The sequence below is a fragment of the Helicobacter himalayensis genome (assembly GCF_001602095.1).
GTDB lineage: Bacteria > Campylobacterota > Campylobacteria > Campylobacterales > Helicobacteraceae > Helicobacter_F > Helicobacter_F himalayensis.
In genome coordinates this window covers 47,651-73,961 of sequence record NZ_CP014991.1, presented here as the reverse complement: position 1 = coordinate 73,961, position 26,311 = coordinate 47,651, and the positions used below count along the sequence as shown (strand labels likewise).

Below are 26,311 nucleotides of genomic sequence, written 5' to 3'. Positions count from 1 at the left end.
ATTTTTACTCGCTTTCTTCTTGTCCAACATCAATGACGCGATTTTTTCTCTGCGCTTCAAGCACTTCAAGCACTTCTTTGACTTGGTCTTTTTCGGTAACAATCATTTCCTTAATCTGTATGCTTTTGCGATAACGTTGCAATCCGATAGTGGCAATATATTTTTCCCTCTCATCAATTGTTACCACCACGCTATCATCTGCCACCCTATCCAGACGCACGATATTTCCCACTTCTAAATCAAGCAATTCTTTTAATGTGATTGTCGTATCGCCAATATAGGCTGAAACAACCACATTCGCCCCAGCGATTAACGCTTGCAATTCTTTATTGCGCGATTTTTTCGAGCTTGTATCACTTAGCATCAAATCTCTTGTCGCAAGGCGTGAAAGCACAGATTCTAGTGCAATCACAGGATAGCAAATATTCATCATTCCGCTACTATGCCCAATAATTATCTCCATCACTACCATAATGACAATTTCATTTTGCGCCACGATTTGCACGACATTTGGGCTAGATTCTTTAGCATCAATGCTTGGGTAAATTTCTGCCACAGAACTCCACGCCTCTTTGAGATTTTGCATCATTTGGCGCAAAATGGTATCAAGCAAATTCAACTCTATATCGCTAAATTCCCGCGAGCTCTCATACGGATCGCCCTTCCCACCTAAAAGCCTATCAATCATCGGAAACGCGATACTAGGATTGATCTCAAGCACACCACTGCCTTCAAGTGGTTTCATTGAAAAAACATTGAAGCTCGTAGGACTTGGCAAACTCATCAGGAATTCCCCATAAGTCATCTGCTCCACGCTATGAAGCTGAATCTCAACAATTGAGCGCATCACCGCTGAAATCTGCGAAGAAAGCGAACGCGTCATTTTGTCGTGGATACTTTTAAATGCGCGCAATTGCTCCTTGCTAACGCGATTTGGGCGTTTAAAGTCATAAAGTGTAACCGTTTTTTGATGGAGGACATCTTCTTTCTCTAGCGCTTCGGCGTCCGCACCCTCATCGGCTACCTCAAGTAGCGCGTCAATCTCCTCTTGACTTAGAATATCAGCCACTGCCTTCCCCTAGTCCTGTGCGGATTTTTTTAATCACTTCTTTTGCGATTTGAGAAATGCGAGATTCCGTAATACCCAGAATCTCACTAATTTCTTTCAAGCTTAATTCTTCAAAATAATACAGCTGGATTATCATTTGCTCGCGCTGACTTAGTTTGCTAAGGATTTTTGAGATAATTTCAATAAGCTCTTCTTGGGCTAAATCCTCTAAAATTGTATCACCAACAATGGTATTATACTGCTCATCAATTGGCACAAGTGCGTAAATATCGCTTGCCACGCGTGCTTCTTTTATTTTTTGTATATCCTCATTAAGCACTTTTGCGAGATACTCATCGCTTGGCTCGCTTTCATACTCATTGAAATATTTTGAAATTTCAGAATCTATGTTTTTGACAAGCTTTCTATTTGAGCGCGAAAGCACATCAAGGCTACGCAAATAATCAAGCATTGCGCCATTTACGCGCGTTTTGGCATAGCCCCAAAAAGAGTCATTAATCGAGCTATCGTAGCGACGCGAGAGCTTGACTAGCTCCTCTGCGCCGATAGAAACCAAATCCATCACATCAATAGAGCTTGGCAGGCGCTCTTTCAGGCGAAATGCCATCGCCTTAACAGCAGGGAGATATTGCGTAGCTAGCTCATCTTGAGCATATTTGATATTTTGTTTATATGCATTTTGTTCCACTACCGCTCCTTTATGCACTTGCACTCTCTTCTTCTTGGTCGGATTCTATGCTTTTTAAGAAAGTGCTAATCTTTGCCGCTTCTTTCTCACGCCTATCAAATTCTAAGCGATAGTATTCGAGGTTTTTTTCTAATTTATCTTTTTTCACCCTTGATTTCTCGTGGTCCAAAAACCAAAAATACAGCGCGACTGACATTGCCACAATGAGATAAATCCCAATTGTTGTAATAATCGTCCAAATCACCATAAATGCGGGCTCATCAAACTTCACAATAGAAAATGCCAGCCCAATAAAAAACCCAGCAACAATGCTAAAGCTCATATAATTATCAGGTTTCATTCCTTTCTGCAATCCTCTTTATTATGGTGTTAGCAAATCCTACAGATAGCCCAACATTCGCCTAAAAAAAGAGCCAAACGCGCTTTGGGATTCTGAAAGCATATTTTGTTCCATAATGCGCGAGGCATTTGATGCAAAAAGTTTAGATTCTAAATTAAGTAAATGCCTAACAATGCTATCAATTTGCAATTTTGAAGGGCTTAGTGGCTCTGCTTTATAAAAAAGCTCTCTGGCGCGCGTGGCTTTTGAGATTGTCGCGCTTTGGGTTAAATAGCCTAAATAATGCAAGCGCAAATTTGTAATTTTTTCTTTCGCTACGCCATTAATGCGCTCATAAGTCGCGCGCGCTTCTTTGGCATTTTGTGCCATATTGACAATAAGGGCAATGTCATCTTTGCTTTTTGCGTTAAGCTTAATTGTCGCGTATGCGTCTGTGAGCGCGGAAGGATCGCGCATTGTAACCACCACAAGCATATCACTTGCTTCTAAAAAACTCTGCGTCACCCCGCCAATGCCCGCACCTGTATCGATAATCATATAATCCAAGTCTTGCAAAATATTGCAATCCTCTAAAAAACGTTCAAAAACCCCGCTGTTGGCATATTTGAGAATCTCCTCGCCACTTTCACCGGGCACAAGATACAATCCAGATTCTATCGTGTGCAATACTTCGCTAAAATTTACCTCGCCCTTAAGCGCGTGCAAAATATTGTATTTTGTTTTCACGCCAAAGATTAAATCTAAATTTGCCAAGCCAATATCCGCATCAAAAACCGCGACTCTTTTACCTAGCTTCCACAGCGCGTAAGAGAGATTTGCACTAATGCTTGACTTCCCCACGCCTCCTTTACCGCTTGTGATAGCAATAAAGCGCGTTTGTGAGAAATTGCGCTTATTGTTTTTTTGAAAAAGTGTTTCAAGCTCGGCAGCTTGGTGTTTTGGAGGCTTTGGCATAATTTTCCTTAGATGACTTTTTTAGAGCAGCCCTTTTTCCTCTGGCTTTTTAAATCCATCAAGCAAACAATCTACCAAATAATCATTTGTCGCTAAAATCAAATCATTTGGCACACTCTGCCCTATTGAAAGGTAGCTAATTGGCTTTTTTGTCTCATAAATGAGCGAAAACATATTCCCAAAACTCTTTGACTCATCAAGCTTGCTAAAAATAATCGTATCAATATCAAGCATACCGCCAAAGGCATTGTAAGTATCGCGCAAGTCCTCGTATTTGGCATTGAGCGCAAGCACGAGCGAGACATCGATTTTATAGTCATTATCCACATAGCTTTTTAATGCCTCTAGTTTTTGCCTATCGTGCTGTGAATGTCCGGCTGTATCAATCAAAATCACATCACAATGGCGCAGAGAATCTATGGCTTTACCAAATTCATCAGGCTCTACTACCGTATCAATGCTTAGACGCATCATACGCGCATACGCCATAAGCTGATCTACTGCTGCGAGCCGATAGGTATCAAGGGTGATAATCCCAACCTTATGGCGCTTTTCTAGCATAATGCTATAACGCGCAGCAAGCTTTGCTAAAGTTGTCGTTTTCCCAACACCTGTGGGACCCACAAGCATAAGAATCTTTTTTTGCCCCAAAGGCAGATTCTCGGAACGACAAAAAATCATCTTACGCAACACTTCTCTAAAATAACGCTTGATTGTCACGGAGTTTTCGCGCATTCTTAAAGGCATAAGTTCTAAACTTAGGCGCATAATAGAATCTAAATGCTCCTTATTCATACCACTTGCTTTAGCAAGGCGATAGATTTCAGCAAATTCTTGCGGGATAGAAAGCCCTTCGGGTGCGCGCTCTTCCCAAAACATATTTTGGATAATTTTCATTTTGTCATTGATTTTATCCAGCTCTTGGCGGATTTCACGCAATTCCGCACGCTCAGCCTGCGTTTGGTTAATGCGCATTCTCTGCATATCCTCAATCTTAGAATCAAGTTCTTTTTGATTGATACTTGATTCTGTGGTGGATTCTGCAATGGCGCTTCTGTAAGGGTTTGCAGGCGTGATAACTTTTTTAGGCGCAACGCGTGGCTTTTGCGGCGGGATATGCAAGTCATTTTGCACGATATTTGCCACCTCACCCACCATACTTTTAATCTGTGCCACATCGCTTATTTGCAAACTTACACCGGGATTATTTTTTTGCAATCTCTTTTTAGCAAGCTCTTTTAGGGCGATTTCATCGATTTTTTGTTGTAATTTATTTGGTGAAATTTGCTCATCATTTTGATTTTTAACATTTGTAGTATCCTCGCCCTCTACTTCCACGACAAGTTCATAAAGTCCGGGCTGGGTGAAAGTACGCTTTCTAATTTCTTTTGTCTCTACAATAAGGAGGTTCTCACCATACGCATCTTTTGCCTTTTGCATCGCATGCGCGGCAGTCTCGCCTGCAAAAGTATGGAGTTTTTTTGCCATTTACACGCCTTTTATCACTGAAATATCTAAAAAACTCATTGGAATACACACGCTTATGCGTTCTTTCCAATTTTTGTGCGGAATTGTAAGATAAGCTCGCTTTAAAATCACTTTGTTATAAAAGATGATATCAATATCCAAGATTCTAGGTGCGTTTTTAAACGCCCTCACGCGCCCTCGTCCAAAAATGCGCTCTAAATAAAAAATAAGTGCATAGATTTCATTGAGATTTAAACTCGTATCTAATGCAAGTAACGCGTTTTCAAAATCCGCTTGCTTTATGTAACCAAAGGCAGGATTATGCAGAATCGGCGAGCTTTGAATCGTGCGGATTTTTGGGTGCGCACGAAGTTTTTTAAAGAGGTAAAAAAAAGCGTGCAATGTTTTTGGCTTATTCCCACCAATGCCCAAAAGCACGAAATTTTGCTTTTTGCTTTTTGCTTTTTGTGGCTTTGAAAATACGCACGGATAGAGAGAATCTGCGTGAATATACATTTACTTGACGCTTCCTTATATGTGCTTTATTGTTTGCTAAAAAGAATTACAATTGCAAGCCTAAAATTATAGAATCCAAAAAGGAAATAAGCTATGAAATCCCAAAAAATTATGAGATTTTTGTTCGCGTTTTGTTGTATCGGGTGCGTGAATGCCTTTAGCGCGGATAATGATTTGGAGCAAAAGATTACAAAGCTTTTAACGCAAAAAACCTCTCAGCAAATCAAGGTGCTAAAAATCGAAGATTTGCAAAGCACGGATAAAGTGAAATTTGTCGTCATAAAAGCAGGCGATTTGCAAGTGCCACTTTTTGTAAGTAGCGATGGCGAGGCGGTGCTAGGTGCGAGCAATGTGTTTTTTGCAACTAATGATAACGACACAATCAATATCTCAAATACTATCAAACAAACACAAAATGCCACGCAAAAGCCTGCAAATGAAGCGATTGCAAATCTTTTTGCAAGTTTGAAAACGAGTGATTTTATCGTGCTAGATTCCCAAAATAAGAGCAATAAAATTGTGTACATCGTGGCTGATGTAAATTGCCCCTCGTGTCAGCGCGAAATGCTAGGGCTTAAAAAACTCACGCAGGATTCTAGCGTGTATGTGTTACCTGTGGGATTTTTGGGTGCGGATTCTGTACTAAAGGCGGCAATGCTCAAAGAGCGCGTAGGTGAGTTTAAGAGCAATGATGAGAAAATCGCCTTTTTGCAAGAAGTGTATAAAAGAGACTACAAACTCCCCAAAAAGTATGAGAATCTTGATGTTTCAGACGTGATGAATATCAATCACAAGGTAATGCAAGCAGGCATTAACTCTGTGCCATACATTTATGAGAAAGTGCGCTAAGGCTCTGAATGCGCACTTTTTTTAAGAATCTCTGCTAAATTAAAACGCACGAAGTAACAGAGGCGAAGTAAAATTATTTCTGCAAAATGCCATAAATTTTTACCATAAACTCTTAGCAAAACTCTTTCCACAAGCTTGCGCCCACGATACAAGATTCTAAAATATCGGGCTTTTTGGCACAAAGGTGGAGTTTGTGGATTTCGCTAAATTCTGCCTTTAGCTTTGCGCTTAATGAAAGTAGCAATTCCTCAACCAAGCCATATTTTTGGCTCACCAAGTCATTTTTGATAAACTCCACAATGCGCACGTAATCAAGAAACTCACCATTATAATAATAAAAAATTTTTGCATCAATAAGCAACGTTTGTGGAGTGATACGTTCAAGGTCAAGTATGCCAATGATTGCCTGCAAGCGCAGATTCTCAACCTCAAGGCATAAAAGTGTGCCTTCTTTTTTAAACTCTTTTGTGTTTTGTATATTATGTGAAATTTTATAAAAATCCACGCCCTAAATCCCCCACAAAACCTAAAGTACCTTGCTTTCCTGTCCGCTTAGAAGCTTTTTGATATTTGGGATATGTGTATAAAGGATAAGTAACCCTATAAGCACCACAGGTATGTGTGTATGCACTTGTGAAAGGATATTTATAGAATCTGGCAATGGCAAAATATGAGGCACGATAAAAGTTAGCATAATCCCGCTTAGCACGCCAAGCAAGGAAGAAAGTGATGAGATTTTAAACACTTTGCCAACCACGCCCCACACCACAAGTCCGAGCGCACCCTCAATAGGGATAAGCAAAATTGTCGAACCAATAGCAGTCGAAACACCCTTGCCACCCTTAAAGCCCAAAAATGGACTATAACAATGCCCCAAAACACAAAGCAACGCAATAAACCACTGCGCCTCAAACCCAAGCCCAAAGACCTTTGCAAGCGCAATCATAATCGTCCCCTTGCACGCATCAAGCACAATCACCACCGCACCTAAAATCTTCGCACTTTTTGGATTAATCTCTTTGACCGCACGATAGACATTTGTCGCACCTATGCTCCCAGAGCCAATCAAACGAATATCAATTTTATAAAAAAGCTTTGCAAGCACCAGCCCAAAAGGAATACCCCCAAGCACATACGCCAAGAGATAAAAAATCACATTGACATTACTCAAAATCCCGCCAAGCGAGGAAAATAGCTCCGCATACACACTCATTTGCAAGCTCCTTTTGCGCGTTATTTAAATTTTTGCGCGCAATTATTGCGTTTTTGCGCTTAATATTTGGCTAAATGTGGCAAAGCAAGGCGGATTTTATTTCTAGCTTAAACTTGAAAGTATTTTTTTTAAAGGAAGGGGTATGGCTAATTTTGTTTTAAGTTTAAGAGTTATAGACTTCGCCCCTAAATTTGAAAACTATTATTTAAATTTAAAGTTTGCTTCGAAATAAGTTTTTGTAGCAAGCTTACAGCTTTAGAATCTTAACTTAAAGCTTTAATTTTGGAGAGGGTTTCTCTAGGCAAAAGCAGAAACCAACTCCTAAAGGTAAGTAAATGGCGCGCGTTTTACATATCCTTTATCAGCATACGCAATATGAACAAAAGATAGAGAATCTACCGCGAAAATACAAAAATATCGCCATTGCAAGCTTTAGAGATATATCGCGCTTACGCCTTGAAATGCCACTTCCTAAAAATTCCTCTTTGCAAGACTTTTTAGATTCTCAAGACACAAATCCCACACTTTGTAATACGCTTTTCGCAGAAGCGAGAGCTAGGAATTTATTGCACGCAAATTATGAATACAAGCTTTATTTTTCCCTACATCAGCACCTTTATGATGAGAATCTCTATGAATGCGAAGCGTATTTTTTGCCTACATTTTTGAGCAAAGATTCTCAAAAATTTGAAGTTGTGAGCGCGGATATTGTGCTTTTAGGTGAAATTCTGCAAAATGCGTTTGTGTATGTGGGCGCGTTTGGGATTTTATGCGTGGTGCAAAATGGCAAGCTTTTAAGCACGCAAGAATGCAGACAAAGCGAGGCGGAGCAAAAATATGAGGCACTCAAGCAACTTTTTGGTGAGGCGGAATTTTATGCGCTAGATTCTCTGCAAGAGCTTATTTTGCCTTTTTGTGTGGAAAAGCTTTGCACCAAAACCCCTTACAATCTCCCTTTTAGCATAGTTGCCGAATTTAAAGAGTATCTTTGCAGGCTCAAAAACACGCATTATTTTTTGCGCTCAAATTTTGGAATCTTTGCCCCAGCAGAGTTTTCATTTGCGCGCAAAAGCCTCATAACTCTTTGTTTTGGAATATGTGTTGCGTATCCGCTTATGCTTTTCTTTACGCTCAATTCTCTGCAAAACACTATCAACTCCTTGCAAAATGAAAATCTCTTCGCACGCACAAATGATTCTACCCTCAATTCTACTTTGCAAGAACTGCAAAACACGCTTAATACGACACTACAACAAAACAAAGAGCTTGCTTACAAAAGCGCATTTATCCCAAACCTTTTCGCGCCACATTTAGAATCCATTACGCGTGATGTTTTTGAGCATTTGCAAAAACAGGGCGTGTGGATTGACACCTTTAGCATCGCAAGGGGTGAAAAAATGCTAGCGCTTAAAATGCAAGCAAATGCAAAGGCACACACCGATATTACAAAACTTCTAAAATCCCTCTCTTCTGCGCATACTCAAGCCACGCTCTCGCGCATAGATTACAAAGACACTATTGCAAATGCTGAAATTTTACTTCTCGTAAAAAAAGATTTTAGCACGGAATCTAGCGCGCTAGATTCTCAAGTCAAATCCCAACACGCGCGCACAACATTATGAAATTCTCCCGCAAGCTCCAGCCACGCGAAAAACTCCTACTTTTTATCTGCCTTATACTTATCACATTTTTCCTAAGCTTTTCATTTGTAATTAGCCCATTACGTGCGCAATTGCGAGATTCTCAAATGCTTCATCACCAGCTTTTGCAAAACGCAAACCAAGAGCGTGATTTTGAACTTTCCCAAAGCGCAAATCTAAACGCCACGCAAGAAAATCTTAACAACCTTCACTCTGCAAACGCTCTTTTACAAGCGCTTATGTCTCAAATCGCGCATATTGGGATTTTTGAAAATCTAAATTCTGTTTTGGTTTTTATGCAGGATTTGCAGATTTATGAAATTAAGCTTAGTGATGATGGCTTGCATATTATCACGCTTAAAGGCAGTGGGGAATTTGCACGTGTTGTAGAATTTATCAATAAGCTAGAATCTTTGCGCGCGCAGTTTATAAGCCTAGATTTTTTGCATTTAGAATCCACAAATGAGGGACACATCGCTTTTGAAACTCTACTTCAAGATATGCGATTGCCACAATGAAATTTCCACAAATCGCGCTTTTCACATCACTTTACCTAGCAAACGCACAAATCCCTTGCGATACAAATTGCGCGCAAACAAGGCAAGAACTTTTAAAAAATTTCTCCCCAAAGCCTCATTCCGCGCAACATATTCACAACCCCTTTATCCCGCCACTTCAACCACCCACAAAGCCACAGAGCAAGAAACTAGAGCCTTTGCATTTAGAAGCTATTATTAACAAAAAAGCACTTATTGATGGAATCTGGTATGAAATAGGCGCGCACAAGGACTTCACACTGCTTGAAATCACGCAAGATTCTGTTTTACTTAAAAGAGGCAAAAAGACTGAGAGGCTGTATTTACGAGATTCTTAAACAGAGTTATTTCACAAAACCTCACAATCACTTAAGGAAGGAAAATGTTTAAAAATAAATTTTTTTTCAACTACACTTCGCAGGTGCTACTTCTTTGCTCGCCTCTTTTTACTTGTGAAAATATCACGCTTAACGCCTATGCGCTTCCCTCACAAATCCTTGAAGAAATCGCGCGAGAATGCAAGATGAGCCTTGTGTATTTGCAAGATTCTAAAAAGCATTTAGATTCTAAAAAACTACAAATCCGCCTCCAACAAGCACCCTTGCAAAATGCGCTAGAAGTGGTGTTTGCGCAAAATGATTTGCATTATGACCTGAAAGAAAATATTTTATATGTCTCTACTTTGCAAACAAAAACCTTTAGCATCAACTATATTTCCACTGCACGCGTGGGTTCAAGCAATACAGATGTATTTTTCTCACAAGATTCTCAAGGCTCCCTGCTCTTCAATCAAAATCCCTACACCACAGGAATGGGCGCATTTGGCTGGGAGGACAACTCACAAGCGCATAAAATGGCGCTCAATAAAGCCGCAAGTCACACGCTAGGCAATGGCAAAAGTGGGACGAAAATCTATTCAATCGATGAAATGGATTTTTGGGGTGAGCTGGAGAATGAAATTTATAATATCGCCTACCGCCCGGGTGATTGGTATTTGCCAGATTCTCAAAACACTAAAGATTTTAACCGCAAGGATATTATTATCAATAAGGGTGCGGGACTCCTCACAATCACAGGGAGCAAAAATCAAATTGAGCGCGTGGAACACTATCTCCAGACATTGAAGCAAAAAATCCATTCTCAAGTGCTTATTGATGTCAATATTTTTAATATCGAGCATAGTAATGTGCAGACAAACGGCGTGGATTGGGAGCAGTTTTTTGGGCTTTTTAGCTTTGCGACTACACCACTTGATAGCGAGAATGCAAGCTCTTTGGTGCTAGGAAGTGCGGGAAATTCCTATGGTATCAATGTTTTTTCGCAAGGCGTGAGTATTGAGCGCATTGTGGAATTTTTGCAAACTTATGGCAAGGTAGAATCGCTCTCAAATCCGCGTGTGCTCACACTCAATAATCAACCAGCAATCATCAGTGTAGGCTCTGTCCTGCGCTACCAGCAAAGCACGACTTTTCAGACTACCACGCAAGGTACTTCTATCCAAAATGCAGCAGAATCTTTCCCTTCAGTTTTTGCGGGGATTTTGCTTGATGTCACGCCCAGCATTGAAAATAACCGCGTGATTTTAAAGATAAATCCCTCCATCACCAAAACCAAAGACAATGCAGTAGAAAGCCAAACCACCGCGCTTTCTTCCCCGCCAAATCTATCCACAAAACAACTTTCCTCTCTTGTCGCGTTAGAAAATGGGCAAAAAATCGTTTTGGGAGGCTTGATTGACAAAACTCAAATCAAACAAACCAAAAAACTGCCAATACTAGGCGATATTCCGCTTCTAAAATACCTCTTTAGCTACAACAAAAACACGCAACTCACCAAAGAAATGGTGATTATCATCACACCAAGTATCATAAATCCGACAAATTCCGCACAATCTTTTAGCGCAAATTCCACCCAAAGAGCACTTTTTGAAAAAGCTGAGGATTCTATGCAAAGCGCCTTAGCGGAATTTAATGAAGATATGACTGAAATTGATTTCGTACAATGAATCGGGGGCTTTCAAAAAGTGGCAAAGGCAAAAAGGAGGGTAAATGGAGTTTGAAAAAAACGCGCTTTGTGCGCTAGAAATTGCTTTTATGCAAAAATTCCGCTGTTTTTGCCTTGCATTAAACGAAAAAAATGAAGCGCTCATCGCAGTTTGTGAAAACACCTTAGATTCTCACGCAAATTCCAATGTGCGCGCCTTCTCCTTAGAAAAAAAGTTTGCAAAAGTAGCATATAAAAATTTGAGTGATTTTGAAGTGCATTTCACACGCGCACTTAAAATGGCACGATTTTTTGAATTATGCGAAAATCTCTCCAAAAAACTCGCCTTATTACAAAACAACACCTCGCAAAATGCCACCAAAGATTCCAAAGAGGTCTGCTTGCTTTTAGATTTTATCTTGCAAACTTGCATTGAGGAAAAAAGTAGTGATATACATTTTGAGCAAAATGCTTCAAATGCCATTATACGCGCGCGCTGCGATGGAATCTTGCATAAAGTTTTTAGTTTAGAATCTCCACTTTTTAACGCTCTTTCTGCGCGCTTAAAGCTTGAGTGCGCCCTTGATATGACCCAAAGGCGCAAAGCCCTTGATGGGCGCTTTTCAAAAAAATTTGATGAAAAGGAATATGACTTTAGGCTTTCCTCTCTGCCGACTTTGCAAGGCGAATCGCTCGTGCTTAGGATTTTGGAGCAAAACCTTCAAATTACAAGCCTTGAAGGTCTGGGATTTTGCAAAAATGCCCTGCAACTTATTACGCCAAGTCTTTGTAAAAATAGCGGTGTAATTTTGCTTGTAGGACCCACAGGGTGCGGGAAAAGCACCACTTTACACGCAATGCTAGAATCCCTAAAGAGCGAGAGTAAAAAAATTATCACCATTGAAGATCCGATTGAATATCAGTTAGATTTTTCTACGCAAGTTTTGCTTAATCGCGATTATAATTTTGGCTTCAAAGATGCCTTGCGCGCGTGCTTGCGTCAAGATCCTGATGTGATGATGATAGGTGAAATCCGCGATGAGCAAACGCTTGAGCTTGCCTTGCAAGCGGCACTTACCGGGCATTTGGTGCTAGCGACTTTGCACGCTAATGACACACGCGGTGCGATGAAGAGAATCCTAGGACTTGGGGGGAAAATGGAGGTTTTAGATTCCGCACTTTCACTTATCATCGCTCAACGCCTCGTGCGCAAGCTTTGCGCACGCTGCAAGGAGGAAATCTCAAGCACATTTTATGAATCTAGCGCGCTGTATGCGGAGTTTGTGGCACATTTGGGTGTTAGGAAAATGCATCGCCAAAAAGGTTGCGCGTATTGCAAAAATCTAGGATTTTCAGGGCGCACGATACTTTATGAGATTTTGCCCCACGCGCCTAGCTATGAGATGAAAGAGTGCGCGGGGGCGATTTTTGACAAAGAGCACTCGATGAAAAGGCTCTTGCAAGAGGGTATTTCAAGCGTAGAAGAGCTCTATCGCATTTGGGGATAGGATATGCAGGATTTTTTTTCATTTCTAAAGAAACGCACTTATTCCTTGCAAAAAGTCTCAAACAAGGAGCTTAGTGCGCTGTTTTACCAAATGGCTTTGATGCTAGATTCTGGCGTGGATTTGATGGAGTGTATGAAGGCGTTACAAGTGCAAAGTGCGCGCTTGCAGGCGACTATGAAAGATATTTGCCAAAGGCTACAAGATGGACTAAGCCTTGAAATGGCATTTGCGCGCCATATGGAAATATTTGGGAATCTTGCCTGCGTGAGTCTAGGACTTGGTGAAAAAAGTGGCGATTTGCAAGCTATCGCTTCAATGCTTGCGCTTGAATTTAGTGCAAAAGCCGAGCTTAACACCAAAACCAAAAAAGCGCTTTTATATCCTGCAATGCTTCTTTTCTCGCTCATTGGGGCGTTTGTAGCGATTATTTATTTTGTGATGCCACCATTTTTGGAGCTTTTTAATGAGCTACGCGTGGAATTGCCAATTTACACAAGAATTCTTATTTGGGTGGCAAATTTTATTGAATCTTTTGGGCTTTTAAGCGCGATTTTTGCGCTAGGTGGGATTCTTGGTGTGCGTATAGCGTATGAAAAAAACACCCACGTAAAAAATCATATCGATACATTTCTTTTGCGCTTGCCACTTTTTGGGGAACTCATCACATTAAAAGAATCTTATAATTTTTGCTTTGGGCTTTCTTGTATGTTGCAAGGCGCGCTAAGTCTGGGGCAGTCTCTGCGCCCAAGCATTGAATGTGTGCAAAATAGCGCGCTTAAAAAACATTATGAAAAACTGCTTCCCCTGCTCGAGCTTTCCCAACCTCTAAATAGCGCGCTTGCAAATCTAGGACTTTTAGATTCTCTCTCGCTCGCACTTCTTAATGTTGGCGAGAAAAGCGGGCGTTTGGGTGAGATTCTCTCAAAAATTGCGCAAAACAAAAAACATGAATATGAGGAAAAAGTCGATCTCCTCTTACACCTGCTTGAGCCACTTTTGAGCTTGCTTATGGGCGGAATGATTTTGCTTTTGGCTTTGGGGATTTTTGTGCCTATGTGGGATATGAGTGCGAGCGCGCTTGCATAAGAGGCAAAATCTGCTAGAATGGCAGACCAACTTTCGCAAAAATAAGGAGTATGCAAAAATGAATAAAATACCAAGAGAGTTGCGTCGGATAGGCAGACAAATCAAACGAGTATTTATCAAGGAGCATAAGGGTATGAGTGATGCCGAGCTAGAATCTGATCGTGCAATGTATGAGTGTCTCAACACTGACACACGCTTTAAGCTTGGCAAAAAATATGATTTTATTTGTCGCTTTGATAAATATGCGCCAAATGGAAGCCTAGACAATCAATACTTTATCCAAGATATTTGGGGTGCGCGCAAGGTGTATGAAAATATGCCAAGCGTGCATTATGATGTAGGTTCGTATGTGGCGGGATTTATCGCGCATTTACTAGGAATGAAGCAAAAAATCGTGCTTATTGATATTCGCAAGATGAATAATAACTTTGATACAAACTTCCTCAAAGAGCCTAGAAGCGTAAATGGGGGGGGGGGGCAAAACAGAGATTCCAAGGCGGAATCGAATATATTTGCGCTGATGCGACAAATCTCGAAAACATCGCAGATGAAAGCATAGAATCCCTTTCAGCCCTTTGCAGCGTAGAGCATTTTGGTTTAGGACGTTATGGCGATCCTATCAATCCAAATGCGTGGGAGCAAGCACTCAAAAGCTTTCAACGCGTGTTGAAAAAAGGCGGGAAGCTGTATTTTAGCGTGCCTGTGGGACAAACAAGCAAGGTGTGTTTTAATGCTCATCGTGTGTTTCACCCTGAAATCATTATCCAAACACTAGATTCTATGCAGCTTTTGGAGTTTGGCTACATTGATGGATTTGATGTAAAAAATGTTATGCGCTATGAATCTAATGAGCTTAAAATCAATCAAAACGCACTCGATTCTATACCAGAATACGACAATAACGGCACCACTGGACTTTTTGAATTTGTGAAAATTTAGGAGTTTTTCAATTTGCAAGATATTTTAAAAAATCTAACGCTTACAAATGGCTTTGATTTGTTTGAGATTCTCAAAGCACATTTTTATGTTGGTGATGAAAATAGCTGGTGGTGGCCGAGTTTGCGCTCGCTTGAGGTAAAAAACGGCATAGAGCTAAAAGGCGCACAAGATTCTCAAGCTCCAAGCCTTGAGCATTGCATTGCAAGCTTTTTAGGACAAAATACAAAATATGAAAACGCACACAGCGCACAACTTGCACTTTATGAGTATTTTTACAAAATTATTGCGCACGATATTTCTACGCCTGATATGGCGCAATTTTCGCAGTGTCAATATCCACATTTAGCCTACACTTCACAAGAAATTTTTGCTGATAAGATTTTAGAAATTCTTACTCACACGCCCCTTGATGTGCTCGCGCAATACACCCACAAGGCAGGCTTTCACAATCAAAAAGCACAGAGAATCACACTCTTTGCACGTAACCTCATCGCGGATTTTGGGGATTTTGCAACCTTTAGCGCGCAGGTAGAAAAAGAGTGGCTGCTCGCCCAAAAAGGCATAGGGCAGGAAAGTGCCTCTAGTATCCTAAACTACGCGCTTAAACGCGAGGAAATGGTTGTGGATTCCTACACGCAAAGGCTTTTGGGATTGCTTGGCTTTGAATTTTACGATTATGAAGGACTGCAAAGCTTTGTAACAAGCGGAATGGAGCGAGGAAAAGAATCTTATGATTTTGATATTTCTTTAGCACAAGTTTTCGCGCGATTTCACGGCAAAATCGTAGAATTTAGTAAGGCAAACAAACTAAAACCGCGAGTGCGCTAGCCAAGATTTACTTTAATTTTTCTCTCTCACGAATTCCATTTTCTTTGCACCAAAAAGGGTATTGTCCGTGTATTTGAGCCATACGATTCTAAGTTGCCAAAGTGAGCCTTGATGTGCCTTAGCAAAAGGGAATTTTTTGTAATACAACTCTTCTTGAGATTGCGTGGCACTCAAAAATTCCGCGCGGATTTGCGCGCCTTTGATATGCGTGATCTTTAAACTGCTATATGCGATACTCACGCCCACTATTGGAGCATTTTTAGCATAAATGATATGCTTTGTCTCAGAATCGCTTTTAAAAATAAGTGCATATTCACTTGCATCAAAAGCATAAAAACAGCACGCAGTGTAGGGGATTTGCACACTAGAATCTCCGCTAGATTCACATTTTTTTTTAGATTTACAATCTTTGTTAAGTTTAGAATCTTGGAAAGAAGCGCATACGCTTAAATGCAAGGTGTATTGCTTGGAGAGAAAATCTTGTATTTTTTTATGCATAGGATTTTGTAGGCTTTGCCCCAAGCAAAAGGGGCTTTGCAAAAATCAATCAAAAGTCGGTATAGAGGTGTTATCCGTAGAATCCGGAAGCTGTGGATACTCAATTGTTGGCTTGCGTCCTGTGAGTGAGCGCAAGAAAGCCGCAATACTCTGCGCTTGAGTATCATCTATATCAGTGCCAAGCTGCACGCTTCCCATTTCCTTAATCGCATCGGTAAGCTTCCAAATCGCACCATTATGGAAATATGGTGCAGTCTGCGCAATGTTACGCAATGTAGGCGTTTTTACCATACCATCTTCGTTACCTTTAAAGCCTCCAAGCGAAGTAAATTTGTATTCCTTCACCACATTAAATGGTTGCATACTTCCGCCAAGATTTATCCCGCTATGGCAAGTCGCGCAACCTTTATCGATGAAAAGCACCAAGCCCTCTTTTTGCTGTTTGTTAAGTGCGTTGTTGTTGCCATTCATATAATCATCAAAAGGTGAAGGTGTAACAAGTGTGCGCTCAAATACGCCGATAGTCTCCGCGATAAGCTCAAAACTTATTTTCGTATTAGCTCCATATGCTTTTTTAAATTCATCAACATACGCTGGAATTGAGTTTATACGCTTTTCAATCTCTTTTTTTGCGTACGCCATTTCGACCGGATTTTCCATAGGTCCTTGTGCTTGCTCAGAAAGATGCGTGGCTCTACCATTCCAAAACTGCACTTCATTAAACACGCTGTTATAGACGCTTGGAGAATTGAGATGTTCTGGGTTTGGCTGCCATTTATGCCCGATAGCCGCTGGGACCAAATCCACGCCACCTAGCCCCAAATTATGGCAGGTATTACAAGAGATTAGGTTACTGCGAGAAAGGCGCGGGTCGAAATAAAGCTTTTTGCCAAGTTCGACTTTTGCTGGTGTGCTTTTGTTTGTCTTAGATTCTGGCGCGCTTTTTTCAGCCAATGCGCTTAATTCTTGAGCTGTTTTTGGAAAAGGCTTGATACCATTATCTAATACCATTTTCCTAAGTGCTACGTCATCTGGTAGATTCTCTCCTAGAACGATAGAAAATGGGGCAAGAGAAAACGCCAATGCGCCTGCTAGTAAGTATTTCTTTTTCATTGTTGCTCCTTAAGTCGTGAAGTTGTAAATTTTATAAAAGAGAAAAATTATTATATAGCTTTTTTTATTAATAAATATTTTATTTTTATTATTCTTCGTATAAATCTTAAGAATCTCATTGCAAACTTTCAAAATGCCAAATTTTAAGAATCTATTCGCGCGCTTAAGAAGCCCTGTGTTTTATTTACACCCGCAACTTTCTTCCATACTTTTATAAAACTTCGCTAGCAGTTTTGAAAGTTCCTTAATCTCCTCATCACTATACATATAGAGCAATTTGCGCTCATTCTCCAACATCATCAGAAGAATCTCATCAACCTTTTGCTTGCCCTGTTCTGTAAGAATGATAAGATTTTCCTTGCGATTGTTTGGGTTTTTTTGTCGCTTAACAAGCCCTAGAGATTCTAGCCTATCAACAAAAAAGCGCACGGTGTTTTTATCCGTATCAACCATTTCTGCAATTTTAATTTGTGAAACCTGCTTTTCTGCCACAATCATAAGCAACCCTATCTCACGCCCATCGCTAAAGCCCGTCATCTGCACGACTTCTTTTGATTTATATTTCATATAATGCGCGAGTTTAGCACAGGTAAAAAGTATGGATTCTTCAAACATATTTCCCCCCTGTAAGCCATTTCTGCTATTTTATAGTATAAAAATAGTATTGTAAAAAAAAGTTATTTTACTTTATAGAATCTTGCATAATCTTTAAAAGGAGAGTATCGTGCTTGTTTTTGGGTTATAATGCCGGATTCTAAACAACACCACAATAAGGACTTTTATGCGAAGTGATATTATTAAGAAAGGTTACCAAAGGGCTCCTCATAGGAGTTTATTGCGTGCCACAGGGCTTAAAGATGAGGATTTTAATAAGCCCTTTATTGGCGTGGCAAATAGTTACATAGATATTATTCCGGGGCATTTTTTCTTAAATAAATATGCTCAAATTGTCAAAGAAGAAATTAGAAAAGCTGGAGGCGTGCCTTTTGAGTTTAACACAATTGGCGTAGATGATGGCATTGCTATGGGGCATAGTGGTATGCTTTACTCCTTGCCAAGTCGTGAGCTAATCGCTGATGCAATAGAATCTGTGATGAACGCCCACGCCCTTGATGCGATGATTTGTATCCCAAACTGCGATAAAATCGTGCCGGGTATGCTTATGGGAGCATTGCGCGTGAATGTGCCAACAATCTTTGTAAGTGGCGGTCCTATGAAAGCAGGCAGGCTAGAAGATGGCACGATTTTGGATTTAAATTCCGCATTTGAAGCGGTGGGAGCATTTGAGAGTGGCAAGATAGATGAAAAGCAATTGCACGCGATAGAATGCCAAGCTTGTCCGGGAGGTGGAAGTTGTAGCGGTATGTTTACTGCAAACTCTATGAATACGCTTTGTGAAGCTATGGGCGTGGCATTAGAGGGGAATGGGACGATTTTAGCCCTAACTCCTGAGCGCGAAGAACTATTACGCAAAGCTGCGCGAAGAATTGTTGAAATAACATGCGATGAGAAGCAAAGTGAGAAATTTAGATTCCGCAATATTTTAAACGCAAAAGCTGTGCATAATGCTTTTGTCGTAGATATGGCAATGGGTGGAAGCACAAATACGATTTTACACATGCTTGCTATTGCTAAGGAAGCGGAAGTGGAATTTAATCTAGAATCTATCAACAAAATCGCTGCAAATGTCGCACACATAGCTAAAATCGCCCCTGCTTTAAGTAGTGTGCATATGGAGGATATTAATAGAGCGGGTGGAGTCTCAGCGGTAATGCATGAAGTGGCTAAGCGGGGGGATAAGGGGAGCGACTTCGCAATTCAAGCCCCCTTGTCCCCCCTTGCAACAAAAACACAAGATTCTAAGCAATTAGAAAATATTTGTGGGAATGATGAAACAAATACAGAATCTATTCTGCACCTAGACGCCCTCACTATCACCGGCGAGACACTCGGTGAGCGGATTAAAAACGCGAAAATCACGGATACTGAGATTATCCACACTAACGAAAACGCCTATTCACAAGTAGGTGGGCTTAAAATCCTCTTTGGAAATCTCTGTGAGCAAGGCTCGGTGCTAAAAGTCGCCGCTGTGGCAGAATCTATGAAAGAATTTGAAGGTGTAGCAGTATGCTTTAACTCTCAAGATGAAGCGATTAAAGGTATCGCAGGGGGCAAGGTCAAGCCCGGAAATGTCGTAGTTATCCGCTATGAAGGACCAAAGGGGGGACCGGGAATGCAAGAAATGCTAAGTCCTACAAGCCTTATTATGGGTATGGGCTTAGGGGAGAGTGTAGCACTTATCACAGATGGCAGATTTAGCGGGGCGACGCGTGGGGCATGCATTGGGCATGTAAGCCCGGAGGCTGCTGAAGGTGGGCTAATCGCGCTTGTTGAAGATGGCGATAAAATCGCCATTTCAGTCTCAAAAGGGAGCTTAGAATTGCTTGTAGATTCTAAAACTCTAGAATCACGCAAGGCGCAATACAAGCCAATCAAAAAAGAGATACAAAGCAAATGGCTTAAACGTTACTCTTTACTTGTAAGTAATGCCGCAAATGGCGCGGTTCTTAAAACAGAGCTGTGATTTTGAGATTTTTAACACAGCTTGGTGTGAGCGTGATTCCTAAAACCTCTAGAGCATTTAAAAGAAAATTTAGAATTTTTGATTTTGTGCTAGATTCTAAAGCAAGTAAAACAACTTGATAGAAATAAAGGCTTTTTTAGCCTTGAGTGAATTTATAAAACTTTTAAAAAGGTGCGCTAAAAGAGTTGATTTATGCTCAATGTGTTATAATTTTTTAAAACAATTTTAAGGTAATCCATTGACACAGCAGCATTCTTTATTTGATTTAAGAGAATTACAACAAGAAAAATCTACAAAACCAAATTTCACTTCTAAAGAGCATTTTTTACAGAATCTTAAAGCTAAAAATTTACATTACAAACGTTACACCAAAAGCCCCTTGCGTTATGGGGGCGGTAAATCCTTAGCGGTTGGGTTAATCCTAGAACATTTTCCTAATGATATAACAAGGCTTGTTTCGCCATTTATGGGCGGGGGTAGCGTAGAAATTGCGAGTGCTTTGGAGCTTAACTTAGAAGTGAAAGCCTTTGATATTTTTGATATTTTGGTGAATTTTTGGCAAGTTTTGATTGCGGATTCTAAGGGACTTTATGAAGCATTATTGAGGCTTGAACCCACAAAAGAGACTTACGCTAATATAAAAGCAGAGTTGAAATCCTTTTGGAATGAAAGGCATAAAAATGCAAAAAACATTCCGCAAAAGAATTTAGATTCTCTAACCCTTGCACGAGATTATTATTTTAATTTTAATCTCTCTTATGGACCCGGATTTTTGGGCTGGATGAGTAAGATTTATGAGGATAAAAGTCGCTATTTAAACGCTTTAGAGAAGCTTAAAAATCTGGGGCAAGATTCTAAGTTGCAAAATCTAAGTGTAGAGTGTGTAAGTTTTGAAAAAGTGTTTGAAAAATACCCAAATGATTTTTTCTACTGCGACCCGCCTTATTTTTTAGAGGGAGATTCTCAAATGTTTAAAGGAATCTATCCTATGCGGAATTTTCCTATCCATCATAATGGCTTTAATCACGCACTTTTGAGTAAATGCCTTAAAAATCACAAGGGCAAATTTATTTTAAGTTACAATGATTGTGCTTTTGTGAGAGAGGCATATAAGGACTTTAAAATCTTAGAGCCTAAATGGCAATACACTATGGGGCAAGGGGAAACAAGAGTGGGTAAAAATCGCCTTAATCGCAATAATGGACTGCTAGGTGATAGGGATAATATCAAACAAAGCCACGAGCTACTGATTATAAAGGAGTGAGAATGAAAATAGATGAAGTTAAAACTGCCTTTAAAATTGCTGATGTGGAATTTGTAGAGGGTAGCACAAGACTTAATTTTAACTATCTTAAAAACTTAAAAGATGAGAATGGTAACCCTCTGCCTCAAAAGATTCTTACCGAAAATGTCGCTAGGGTGTATTTGATTGTTGTCAATGGTGAGATTAAAAAGATTGGTGGAAGTCAAAGTGAGGGAGGCATTAAAAACACTTTGTCTATTTATCGCGATGGTGGGACAAAGGGACGACCAAGCATAAGGAGTTTTGGGATATGGTATTTTTTATACCATACAATTTTAAGCGGTGCGAAAATTGAATTTTATATGATTTACCAAGAAAATTTTGAAAAAGACATCAAAGGACTTTTTGGGCTTAAAAACATAAGAAATGCTTATATTTCTTATAAACTTATAGAGCAATGTTGCGTGGAGGATTACTTGAGTGTGGAGAATGGCAAACACCCCGATTGGAATGTGCAAGAGCAAGGCTTAGATTGGCCACTTGATATTAAAAACGAACACGCAGAAATTCTAAAAAATAGCTCTGTGCGGGAGAAAAATGTAAAAAGATAAAGAAGCAAAAAGATAATGAGTGAGATAATGCTAAACTACTGCAAAGCGCAGTTCTTAAAACAGAGCTGTGATTTGGGCGATAAATGCTTATATGCGACTTTGTGAAATTTTTCAAGACGTTTAATATTAAAGAACGCAAAGTGCGCCAAACAAAAAGAATTTTTGTAGAATTTCGCACAAAAACTCTTACAAAATCAACTGCCACGATTTGCATTTAATGTATAAATCAAACTAAGGAGGACAAATGGCAAAAAGTGTTGAGGAATTAGTAGAGGATAAAATCAAGCAAGATTTAACTAGACTTAACATAGCTTATTATTACAAAACGCAGTCTATCAATGATGAAATAGACCAAGCCCTTAGCGCATATCCGAGCAAAAGCGGAGGCGGGGGCAAGAATTACCCCGATATTAAGCTTTTTTTGCAAACGCCTGAGCTTAGAAAAATCCCTGTGATGATTGAAGTTAAAGGCACGAAAGGCAAATTAGCAAAGCTTAAAAATGGCGAAGTAGAAAATCGCAACGATAAAGGCGAAGCACATTATAAAAACATTAGCGAATACGCCCTAAATGGTGCAGTGCATTATGCTAATGCTATTTTAGATTATGCCCATAGTTATGATGAGGTGATAGCCTTAGGCATAAATGGCTTTTATAAAGATGACAAAACACAGGATTTAAGCCTAGAATACGCCTTTTATTATCTCAACCGCAAAAACCTTTCTTTGCCTAAAAAAATAGCCGATTACACAGACCTCTCAAGCTTTTCAAAAAAGTATTTGCAAGATTTTATAAGCAAGATTGACGCCCTTGCCTTAAGCGAAAAAGAGCGTGAAAGCTTGATAGAAAATTTAGAAAGCGATATTGAAACTAAGCTTAATAAACTCAATCAATTCTTACATGATGATTTAAATATCAATGCCAACGCTCGCGTAGCCTTGCTTGTAGGTATGATTATGGCAGCTCAAGGCGTAAAAGACAATGTAGCACCCTTGAAACTAGAAGATTTAAAAGGAGAGAGTGGCACAAATCTTAATGATGGCACGATATTTATAGCGAGAATCAAGGAATTTTTAGAGAAAAAAAACCTCCCAAAAGAAAAAGCACAAATGGTAATAAATGACTTAGAAGCTGTCTTTCTCCACTCTAATCTCTGGAAACAAAGTGGCTATGTTAGAGAAAGTTTAGAAAACAAAGACCAAAGTCCTTTAAAAAAGGTTTATGCGCAAGTGTTGCAAAATATCCTCCCCCTAGTGCGCAAACTTCAAACCGCAGATATCGCAGGTAGGCTTTTTAATTCCATAACCAAATGGCTTGAAGTGCCAGATAATGAAAAAAACGATGTGGTTTTAACACCTCGCTATGTGGTGGATTTGATGGTTGCATTATGCAGAGTGAATAAAGATTCTTATGTATGGGACTATGCCACAGGTTCGGGGGCGTTTTTGATAAGTGCTATGAATGCGATGATAAAAGATTGTCAAGCCATACAAAGCCCCAAAGAAAAGGAAAGCAAAATCGCCCATATCAAAGCCTACCAGCTCTTAGGCATAGAAAAAAGAAATGATATTTATCTGCTAGGGATTTTAAATATGATTTTGCTAGATGATGGTTCAGCAAACCTTTTGCATAAAGACAGCTTGACAGATTTTGAGGGCAAATACGAGCAAGGAGCTAAAAAGGACGAAGAATTTCCCGCAGATGTCTTTTTGCTAAATCCTCCTTATTCAGCTCCGGGTAAGGGCTTTATCTTTGTAGAGAGGGCGTTAAAAAAGATGAGCAAAGGCAGGGCTTGTGTGATTATCCAAGAAAATGCAGGTTCAGGCAATGGCTTGCCCTATACCAAAGAGATTTTAGAGCATAGCACACTAATAGCAAGTATCAAAATGCCTAGCGATTTATTCGCAGGCAAATCCAGTGTGCAAACTGCGATTTATCTCTTTGAAGTAGGCACTCCTCACAATCCCAAACAACAAGTAAAATTCATAGACTTTAGCAACGATGGCTACACAAGAGCCGCACGCAAAAAAGCAAAAGCTAGCACAAATCTAAAAGACACAGACAACGCAAAAGCAAGGTATGAAGAGCTTGTGAATTTACTTGTTTATAACCATACGAACTTACATTTTTACAAAGACTGCTTTGTGCAAGATTGCATAAACTTAGAAGGTAGGGATTGGACCTTTGCCCAGCATAAGAAAATCGACACCAAGCCTACTTTAAGCGACTTTAAAAAATGCGTGAGTGAGTATCTAGCGTGGGAAGTAAGCAATGTGCTTAAAAATCAAAATAAGGTCGGCTCGGGGGAGCTTAAAAGCCCTCGTTTAGCAGAGCTTGAAAAGACATTCAAGCAAAACGGGGGCGAGTGGAGAGAATTTAAAATCGGGGATTTGTTTGAAATCAAGCCTACAAAAGCTTACAAAATGACAAATGCCACTTTGTTTGAAACAAGTGGCGATGTGCCTGTTGTTACAAATTCTAGTGCAAATAATGGCATAAGCGGTTATGTGAGTCTAGAACCCACAGAAAAGGGTAATACAATAACTTATAGCGATACCACAACCTCAGAAGGTATATTTTATCAACCTAGAGATTTTGTTGGTTATTCTCATGTGCAGGGCTTGTATCCCTTGCAATTTAAGGAAAGCTGGAATAGATATACTTTGCTGTATTTTGTAGGAGTTTTTAGAAAGTCAAGTTTTGGGAGATTTGATTATGGAAATAAATTTAATCGCAATATAGCAAAAGAAATGAAAGTTATTTTACCAACTAAAGATTCCAAAATCGCCTTTGACTTTATGGAATCTTTTATTCAAGAACTTGAGGAGGAGAGGATTCAAGAACTTGAGGAGGAGAGGATTCAAGAACTTGAGGCTTATCTTTTAGTTGCTGGGCTTAAAAACACTACTTTAAGCCCTAAAGAAAAAGAAGCTTTAGAGATTTTTGCAAAGCTATTTGGGGGGGGGGCATTAACAGAATCCAAAAGCAAAAAGTCGCTTGAAAGCTTAGAATCTTGCAAAGATTCTAAGCTTTCAAATTTTGAAGATTCAAGCCTTGAATTTTCACATTTTGCAAACAATGCTTTAAGTGCCTTAGCCTTAAATCAAATGCCAACTTTAGAATGCAAATGGCAGGAATTTAAAATCGGGGATTTGTTTAGCGTAAAGTCAAATCCTCAATTGAACAAAGATAGTTTTACGTTTGCAGAGAATGCACCTTATCCTTATTTCACAAGGACTTGTTTAAATAATGGCATAGCGGGGTATGTGGAGTATTTGGACGAGGAGCATAAAATCAAGGGCAATTCCATAGCTGTGGGTATGCTTGGAATGCAATTTTTCTATATGGAAAAGGATTTTTACGCAGGGCAATTTACAAAAACGATTTATCCTAAATTTGAAAATTTCAATGCAAAAATAGCCTTGTTTTTCGTCGCTTGTTTAAATAAAGCCCAAAGCCTATTTCAAGGCGTGTTAGTTCGGGATTTTGAAAAAGTGTTTAACCAAAGAAAAATTTTACTTCCTATTAAAGATTCCAAAATCGCCTTTGATGTAATGGAATCTTTTATCAAAGCCATAGAAAAAGCCCATATACAAAGCCTTTATGAATTCTGGCAAGAAAAGCTAAATGCTTATGAATCTGTAATGCGGGGGGGGGCAGAATTTAAGCTAGAAGAATATTTAGCATTTTATGCAGATTATAAAACTAAAGCTATTGAAACTAAAACTATTGAATGGAGAGAATTTAAAATTGGGGAGTTGTTTGAAAAAATAAATACTAGATTTTTAGGTAAGGGGAATAAGTTTGAAGCTGTATCCAAGTTTAAAACAGATGAATTTTGTGTCCCTGTTGTTTATGCAAAATTTGGCAATAATGGAATTATGTATTGGTCTAAAAATGGCGATTTTGAAACATATGAGAATATTTTATCTATTGTTTATAATGGTGCAATCGCAGCAGGAAAGGTTTATGCGCAAAAGGAGAAAACAGGAATTCTTGCTGAAAGTTATTTTATAAAATTAAAAAACATAAATGTTAGTTTTGAGGTTAATCTATTTTTGCAATGTGTTTTAGAAAAAGTTTTATATCCAAAATATTCTAGAGATAATTTGGCAACTTGGAACAAAGTAAAAGAAAATTCCATTCTCCTCCCTGTGTATCCTAACCAAGCTAAAAATGTAGATTCCACCTCTTGTCATTCTGAGGGCAAAGCCGAAGAATCTCAAAACACCCAAACCAAAAATACAGAATCTAACTACACAATCGCCTTTGATTTTATGGAATCTTTTATCAAAGCCATAGAAAAAGAAAGCATAAAAGATGTAGTGCTATGGGGAGAGAAAAAGCTAAAGGCTTATAAGGCTTGTGTGCATAAAGCTTAAGTTTTAGAATTTGTGTAGGCAAAAGCTTAAAATGCTTTTTAAACTGCACACTTATATAAGCCCTTGTAAATTTTATAAATTTACAAAATTTAAATGCCTTTAATAAGCTTTACAAACCTTAAAAACTTTAAAATTTTTAAGAGCGTTGAACTTTTATAAAAACCCTTGCAATCCCAAACATTGCAATGGCGGTATAACTTAGCGCAAAAAAGCTAGGAACAAGTAAAAGTGGCATTTCTAGGAACTTAAGCCCAGCTAGAGGTTA

25 protein-coding genes are annotated in these 26,311 nt (G+C 39.4%); 14 read left to right on the top strand and 11 right to left on the bottom strand.

Going from position 1 to position 26,311, the window contains the following annotated elements:
* Positions 1–4: 4 nt before the first annotated feature.
* Genes fliM through folK form a run of 6 tightly spaced genes read right to left on the bottom strand, consistent with a single transcriptional unit; the run spans position 5 to position 5,034 of the window.
* On the bottom strand, positions 5–1,069 hold the full coding sequence (gene fliM, locus A3217_RS00300; protein ID WP_066386594.1) for a flagellar motor switch protein FliM: 1,065 nt from the start codon (positions 1,067–1,069) through the stop codon (positions 5–7).
* A complete protein-coding gene (locus A3217_RS00295; protein ID WP_082807821.1) occupies positions 1,062–1,757 on the bottom strand; it encodes an RNA polymerase sigma factor FliA in 696 nt (231 codons plus the stop codon). Before A3217_RS00295 ends, fliM begins: the two co-directional genes overlap by 8 nt.
* 10 nt (positions 1,758–1,767) lie before the next feature.
* Positions 1,768–2,097, bottom strand: a complete 330-nt coding sequence (locus A3217_RS00290) for a hypothetical protein (RefSeq protein ID WP_066386593.1) — start codon at positions 2,095–2,097, stop codon at positions 1,768–1,770.
* Positions 2,098–2,136: 39 nt separating this feature from the next.
* The gene (locus A3217_RS00285) at positions 2,137–3,051 is read right to left on the bottom strand and encodes a MinD/ParA family protein (RefSeq protein WP_066386591.1); all 915 of its coding nucleotides are present in this window, start codon (positions 3,049–3,051) and stop codon (positions 2,137–2,139) included.
* 21 nt (positions 3,052–3,072) lie between these two features.
* Positions 3,073–4,539, bottom strand: a complete 1,467-nt coding sequence (flhF, locus tag A3217_RS00280) for a flagellar biosynthesis protein FlhF (protein WP_066386589.1) — start codon at positions 4,537–4,539, stop codon at positions 3,073–3,075.
* On the bottom strand, positions 4,540–5,034 hold the full coding sequence (gene folK, locus A3217_RS00275; protein WP_082807820.1) for a 2-amino-4-hydroxy-6-hydroxymethyldihydropteridine diphosphokinase: 495 nt from the start codon (positions 5,032–5,034) through the stop codon (positions 4,540–4,542). It lies immediately after the preceding gene.
* 93 nt (positions 5,035–5,127) lie between these two features.
* Between folK and A3217_RS00270 the strand changes: the two genes are divergently transcribed.
* Positions 5,128–5,883, top strand: coding sequence for a hypothetical protein (locus A3217_RS00270; protein ID WP_066386588.1), 756 nt, complete (start codon positions 5,128–5,130; stop codon positions 5,881–5,883).
* Between the two features lie 112 nt (positions 5,884–5,995).
* Here A3217_RS00270 and A3217_RS00265 read toward each other — a convergent pair whose 3' ends face one another.
* Together A3217_RS00265 and plsY are read right to left on the bottom strand one after the other, a co-directional pair.
* Positions 5,996–6,388, bottom strand: a complete 393-nt coding sequence (locus A3217_RS00265; protein ID WP_231860244.1) for a dihydroneopterin aldolase — start codon at positions 6,386–6,388, stop codon at positions 5,996–5,998.
* A gap of 21 nt (positions 6,389–6,409) precedes the next feature.
* A complete protein-coding gene (gene plsY / locus A3217_RS00260) occupies positions 6,410–7,096 on the bottom strand; it encodes a glycerol-3-phosphate 1-O-acyltransferase PlsY (protein ID WP_066386587.1) in 687 nt (228 codons plus the stop codon).
* A gap of 335 nt (positions 7,097–7,431) precedes the next feature.
* On the opposite strand from plsY, the gene A3217_RS00255 reads away from it, so the two are divergent.
* The 9 genes from A3217_RS00255 to A3217_RS00215 are packed head-to-tail and all read left to right on the top strand — an operon-like array spanning position 7,432 to position 15,616.
* On the top strand, positions 7,432–8,718 hold the full coding sequence (locus A3217_RS00255; protein ID WP_066386584.1) for a hypothetical protein: 1,287 nt from the start codon (positions 7,432–7,434) through the stop codon (positions 8,716–8,718).
* Positions 8,715–9,254 (top strand): hypothetical protein, encoded by a 540-nt coding sequence (locus A3217_RS00250; RefSeq protein WP_066386582.1) that lies wholly within the window; start codon positions 8,715–8,717, stop codon positions 9,252–9,254. Before A3217_RS00255 ends, A3217_RS00250 begins: the two co-directional genes overlap by 4 nt.
* A complete protein-coding gene (locus A3217_RS00245; RefSeq protein WP_066386580.1) occupies positions 9,251–9,610 on the top strand; it encodes a hypothetical protein in 360 nt (119 codons plus the stop codon). The genes A3217_RS00250 and A3217_RS00245 overlap by 4 nt, the downstream gene beginning before the upstream one ends.
* Before the next feature lie 44 nt (positions 9,611–9,654).
* Positions 9,655–11,277, top strand: a complete 1,623-nt coding sequence (gene mshL, locus A3217_RS00240) for a pilus (MSHA type) biogenesis protein MshL (RefSeq protein ID WP_066386573.1) — start codon at positions 9,655–9,657, stop codon at positions 11,275–11,277.
* A gap of 43 nt (positions 11,278–11,320) precedes the next feature.
* Entirely contained in the window at positions 11,321–12,763 is a 1,443-nt protein-coding gene (locus A3217_RS00235; RefSeq protein ID WP_066386571.1) for a GspE/PulE family protein, read from the top strand.
* Between the two features lie 3 nt (positions 12,764–12,766).
* The gene (locus A3217_RS00230; RefSeq protein WP_066386569.1) at positions 12,767–13,849 is read left to right on the top strand and encodes a type II secretion system F family protein; all 1,083 of its coding nucleotides are present in this window, start codon (positions 12,767–12,769) and stop codon (positions 13,847–13,849) included.
* 58 nt (positions 13,850–13,907) lie between these two features.
* Positions 13,908–14,408, top strand: coding sequence for a hypothetical protein (locus A3217_RS09255; protein ID WP_231860243.1), 501 nt, complete (start codon positions 13,908–13,910; stop codon positions 14,406–14,408).
* On the top strand, positions 14,351–14,788 hold the full coding sequence (locus tag A3217_RS09250; RefSeq protein WP_335339534.1) for a DUF268 domain-containing protein: 438 nt from the start codon (positions 14,351–14,353) through the stop codon (positions 14,786–14,788). Before A3217_RS09255 ends, A3217_RS09250 begins: the two co-directional genes overlap by 58 nt.
* A 12-nt stretch (positions 14,789–14,800) precedes the next feature.
* A complete protein-coding gene (locus tag A3217_RS00215) occupies positions 14,801–15,616 on the top strand; it encodes a hypothetical protein (protein WP_066386561.1) in 816 nt (271 codons plus the stop codon).
* A 12-nt stretch (positions 15,617–15,628) separates the two neighbouring features.
* On the opposite strand, the gene A3217_RS00210 is transcribed toward A3217_RS00215, so the two are convergent.
* From A3217_RS00210 to A3217_RS00200, 3 genes are all read right to left on the bottom strand, one after another.
* Positions 15,629–16,114, bottom strand: coding sequence for a hypothetical protein (locus A3217_RS00210; protein ID WP_156471804.1), 486 nt, complete (start codon positions 16,112–16,114; stop codon positions 15,629–15,631).
* 45 nt (positions 16,115–16,159) lie between these two features.
* The gene (locus A3217_RS00205; RefSeq protein ID WP_066386553.1) at positions 16,160–17,227 is read right to left on the bottom strand and encodes a cytochrome-c peroxidase; all 1,068 of its coding nucleotides are present in this window, start codon (positions 17,225–17,227) and stop codon (positions 16,160–16,162) included.
* Positions 17,228–17,407: 180 nt separating this feature from the next.
* Positions 17,408–17,842 carry a MarR family winged helix-turn-helix transcriptional regulator gene (locus A3217_RS00200; RefSeq protein ID WP_066386551.1) on the bottom strand — a complete coding sequence of 145 codons (435 nt, stop codon included), beginning with the start codon at positions 17,840–17,842 and terminating at the stop codon, positions 17,408–17,410.
* A gap of 166 nt (positions 17,843–18,008) precedes the next feature.
* Between A3217_RS00200 and ilvD the strand changes: the two genes are divergently transcribed.
* The 4 genes from ilvD to A3217_RS09245 all read left to right on the top strand — a co-directional run bounded on the left by ilvD (position 18,009) and on the right by A3217_RS09245 (position 26,046).
* Positions 18,009–19,811 (top strand): dihydroxy-acid dehydratase, encoded by a 1,803-nt coding sequence (gene ilvD / locus A3217_RS00195; protein WP_066386549.1) that lies wholly within the window; start codon positions 18,009–18,011, stop codon positions 19,809–19,811.
* A gap of 238 nt (positions 19,812–20,049) precedes the next feature.
* The gene (locus tag A3217_RS00190; RefSeq protein ID WP_082807819.1) at positions 20,050–21,075 is read left to right on the top strand and encodes a DNA adenine methylase; all 1,026 of its coding nucleotides are present in this window, start codon (positions 20,050–20,052) and stop codon (positions 21,073–21,075) included.
* A gap of 2 nt (positions 21,076–21,077) precedes the next feature.
* Complete coding sequence (locus A3217_RS00185) at positions 21,078–21,665, top strand: GIY-YIG nuclease family protein (RefSeq protein WP_066386546.1); 588 nt, start codon at positions 21,078–21,080, stop codon at positions 21,663–21,665.
* 244 nt (positions 21,666–21,909) lie between these two features.
* Positions 21,910–26,046 (top strand): restriction endonuclease subunit S, encoded by a 4,137-nt coding sequence (locus A3217_RS09245; RefSeq protein WP_082807818.1) that lies wholly within the window; start codon positions 21,910–21,912, stop codon positions 26,044–26,046.
* Positions 26,047–26,311 lie beyond the last annotated feature (265 nt).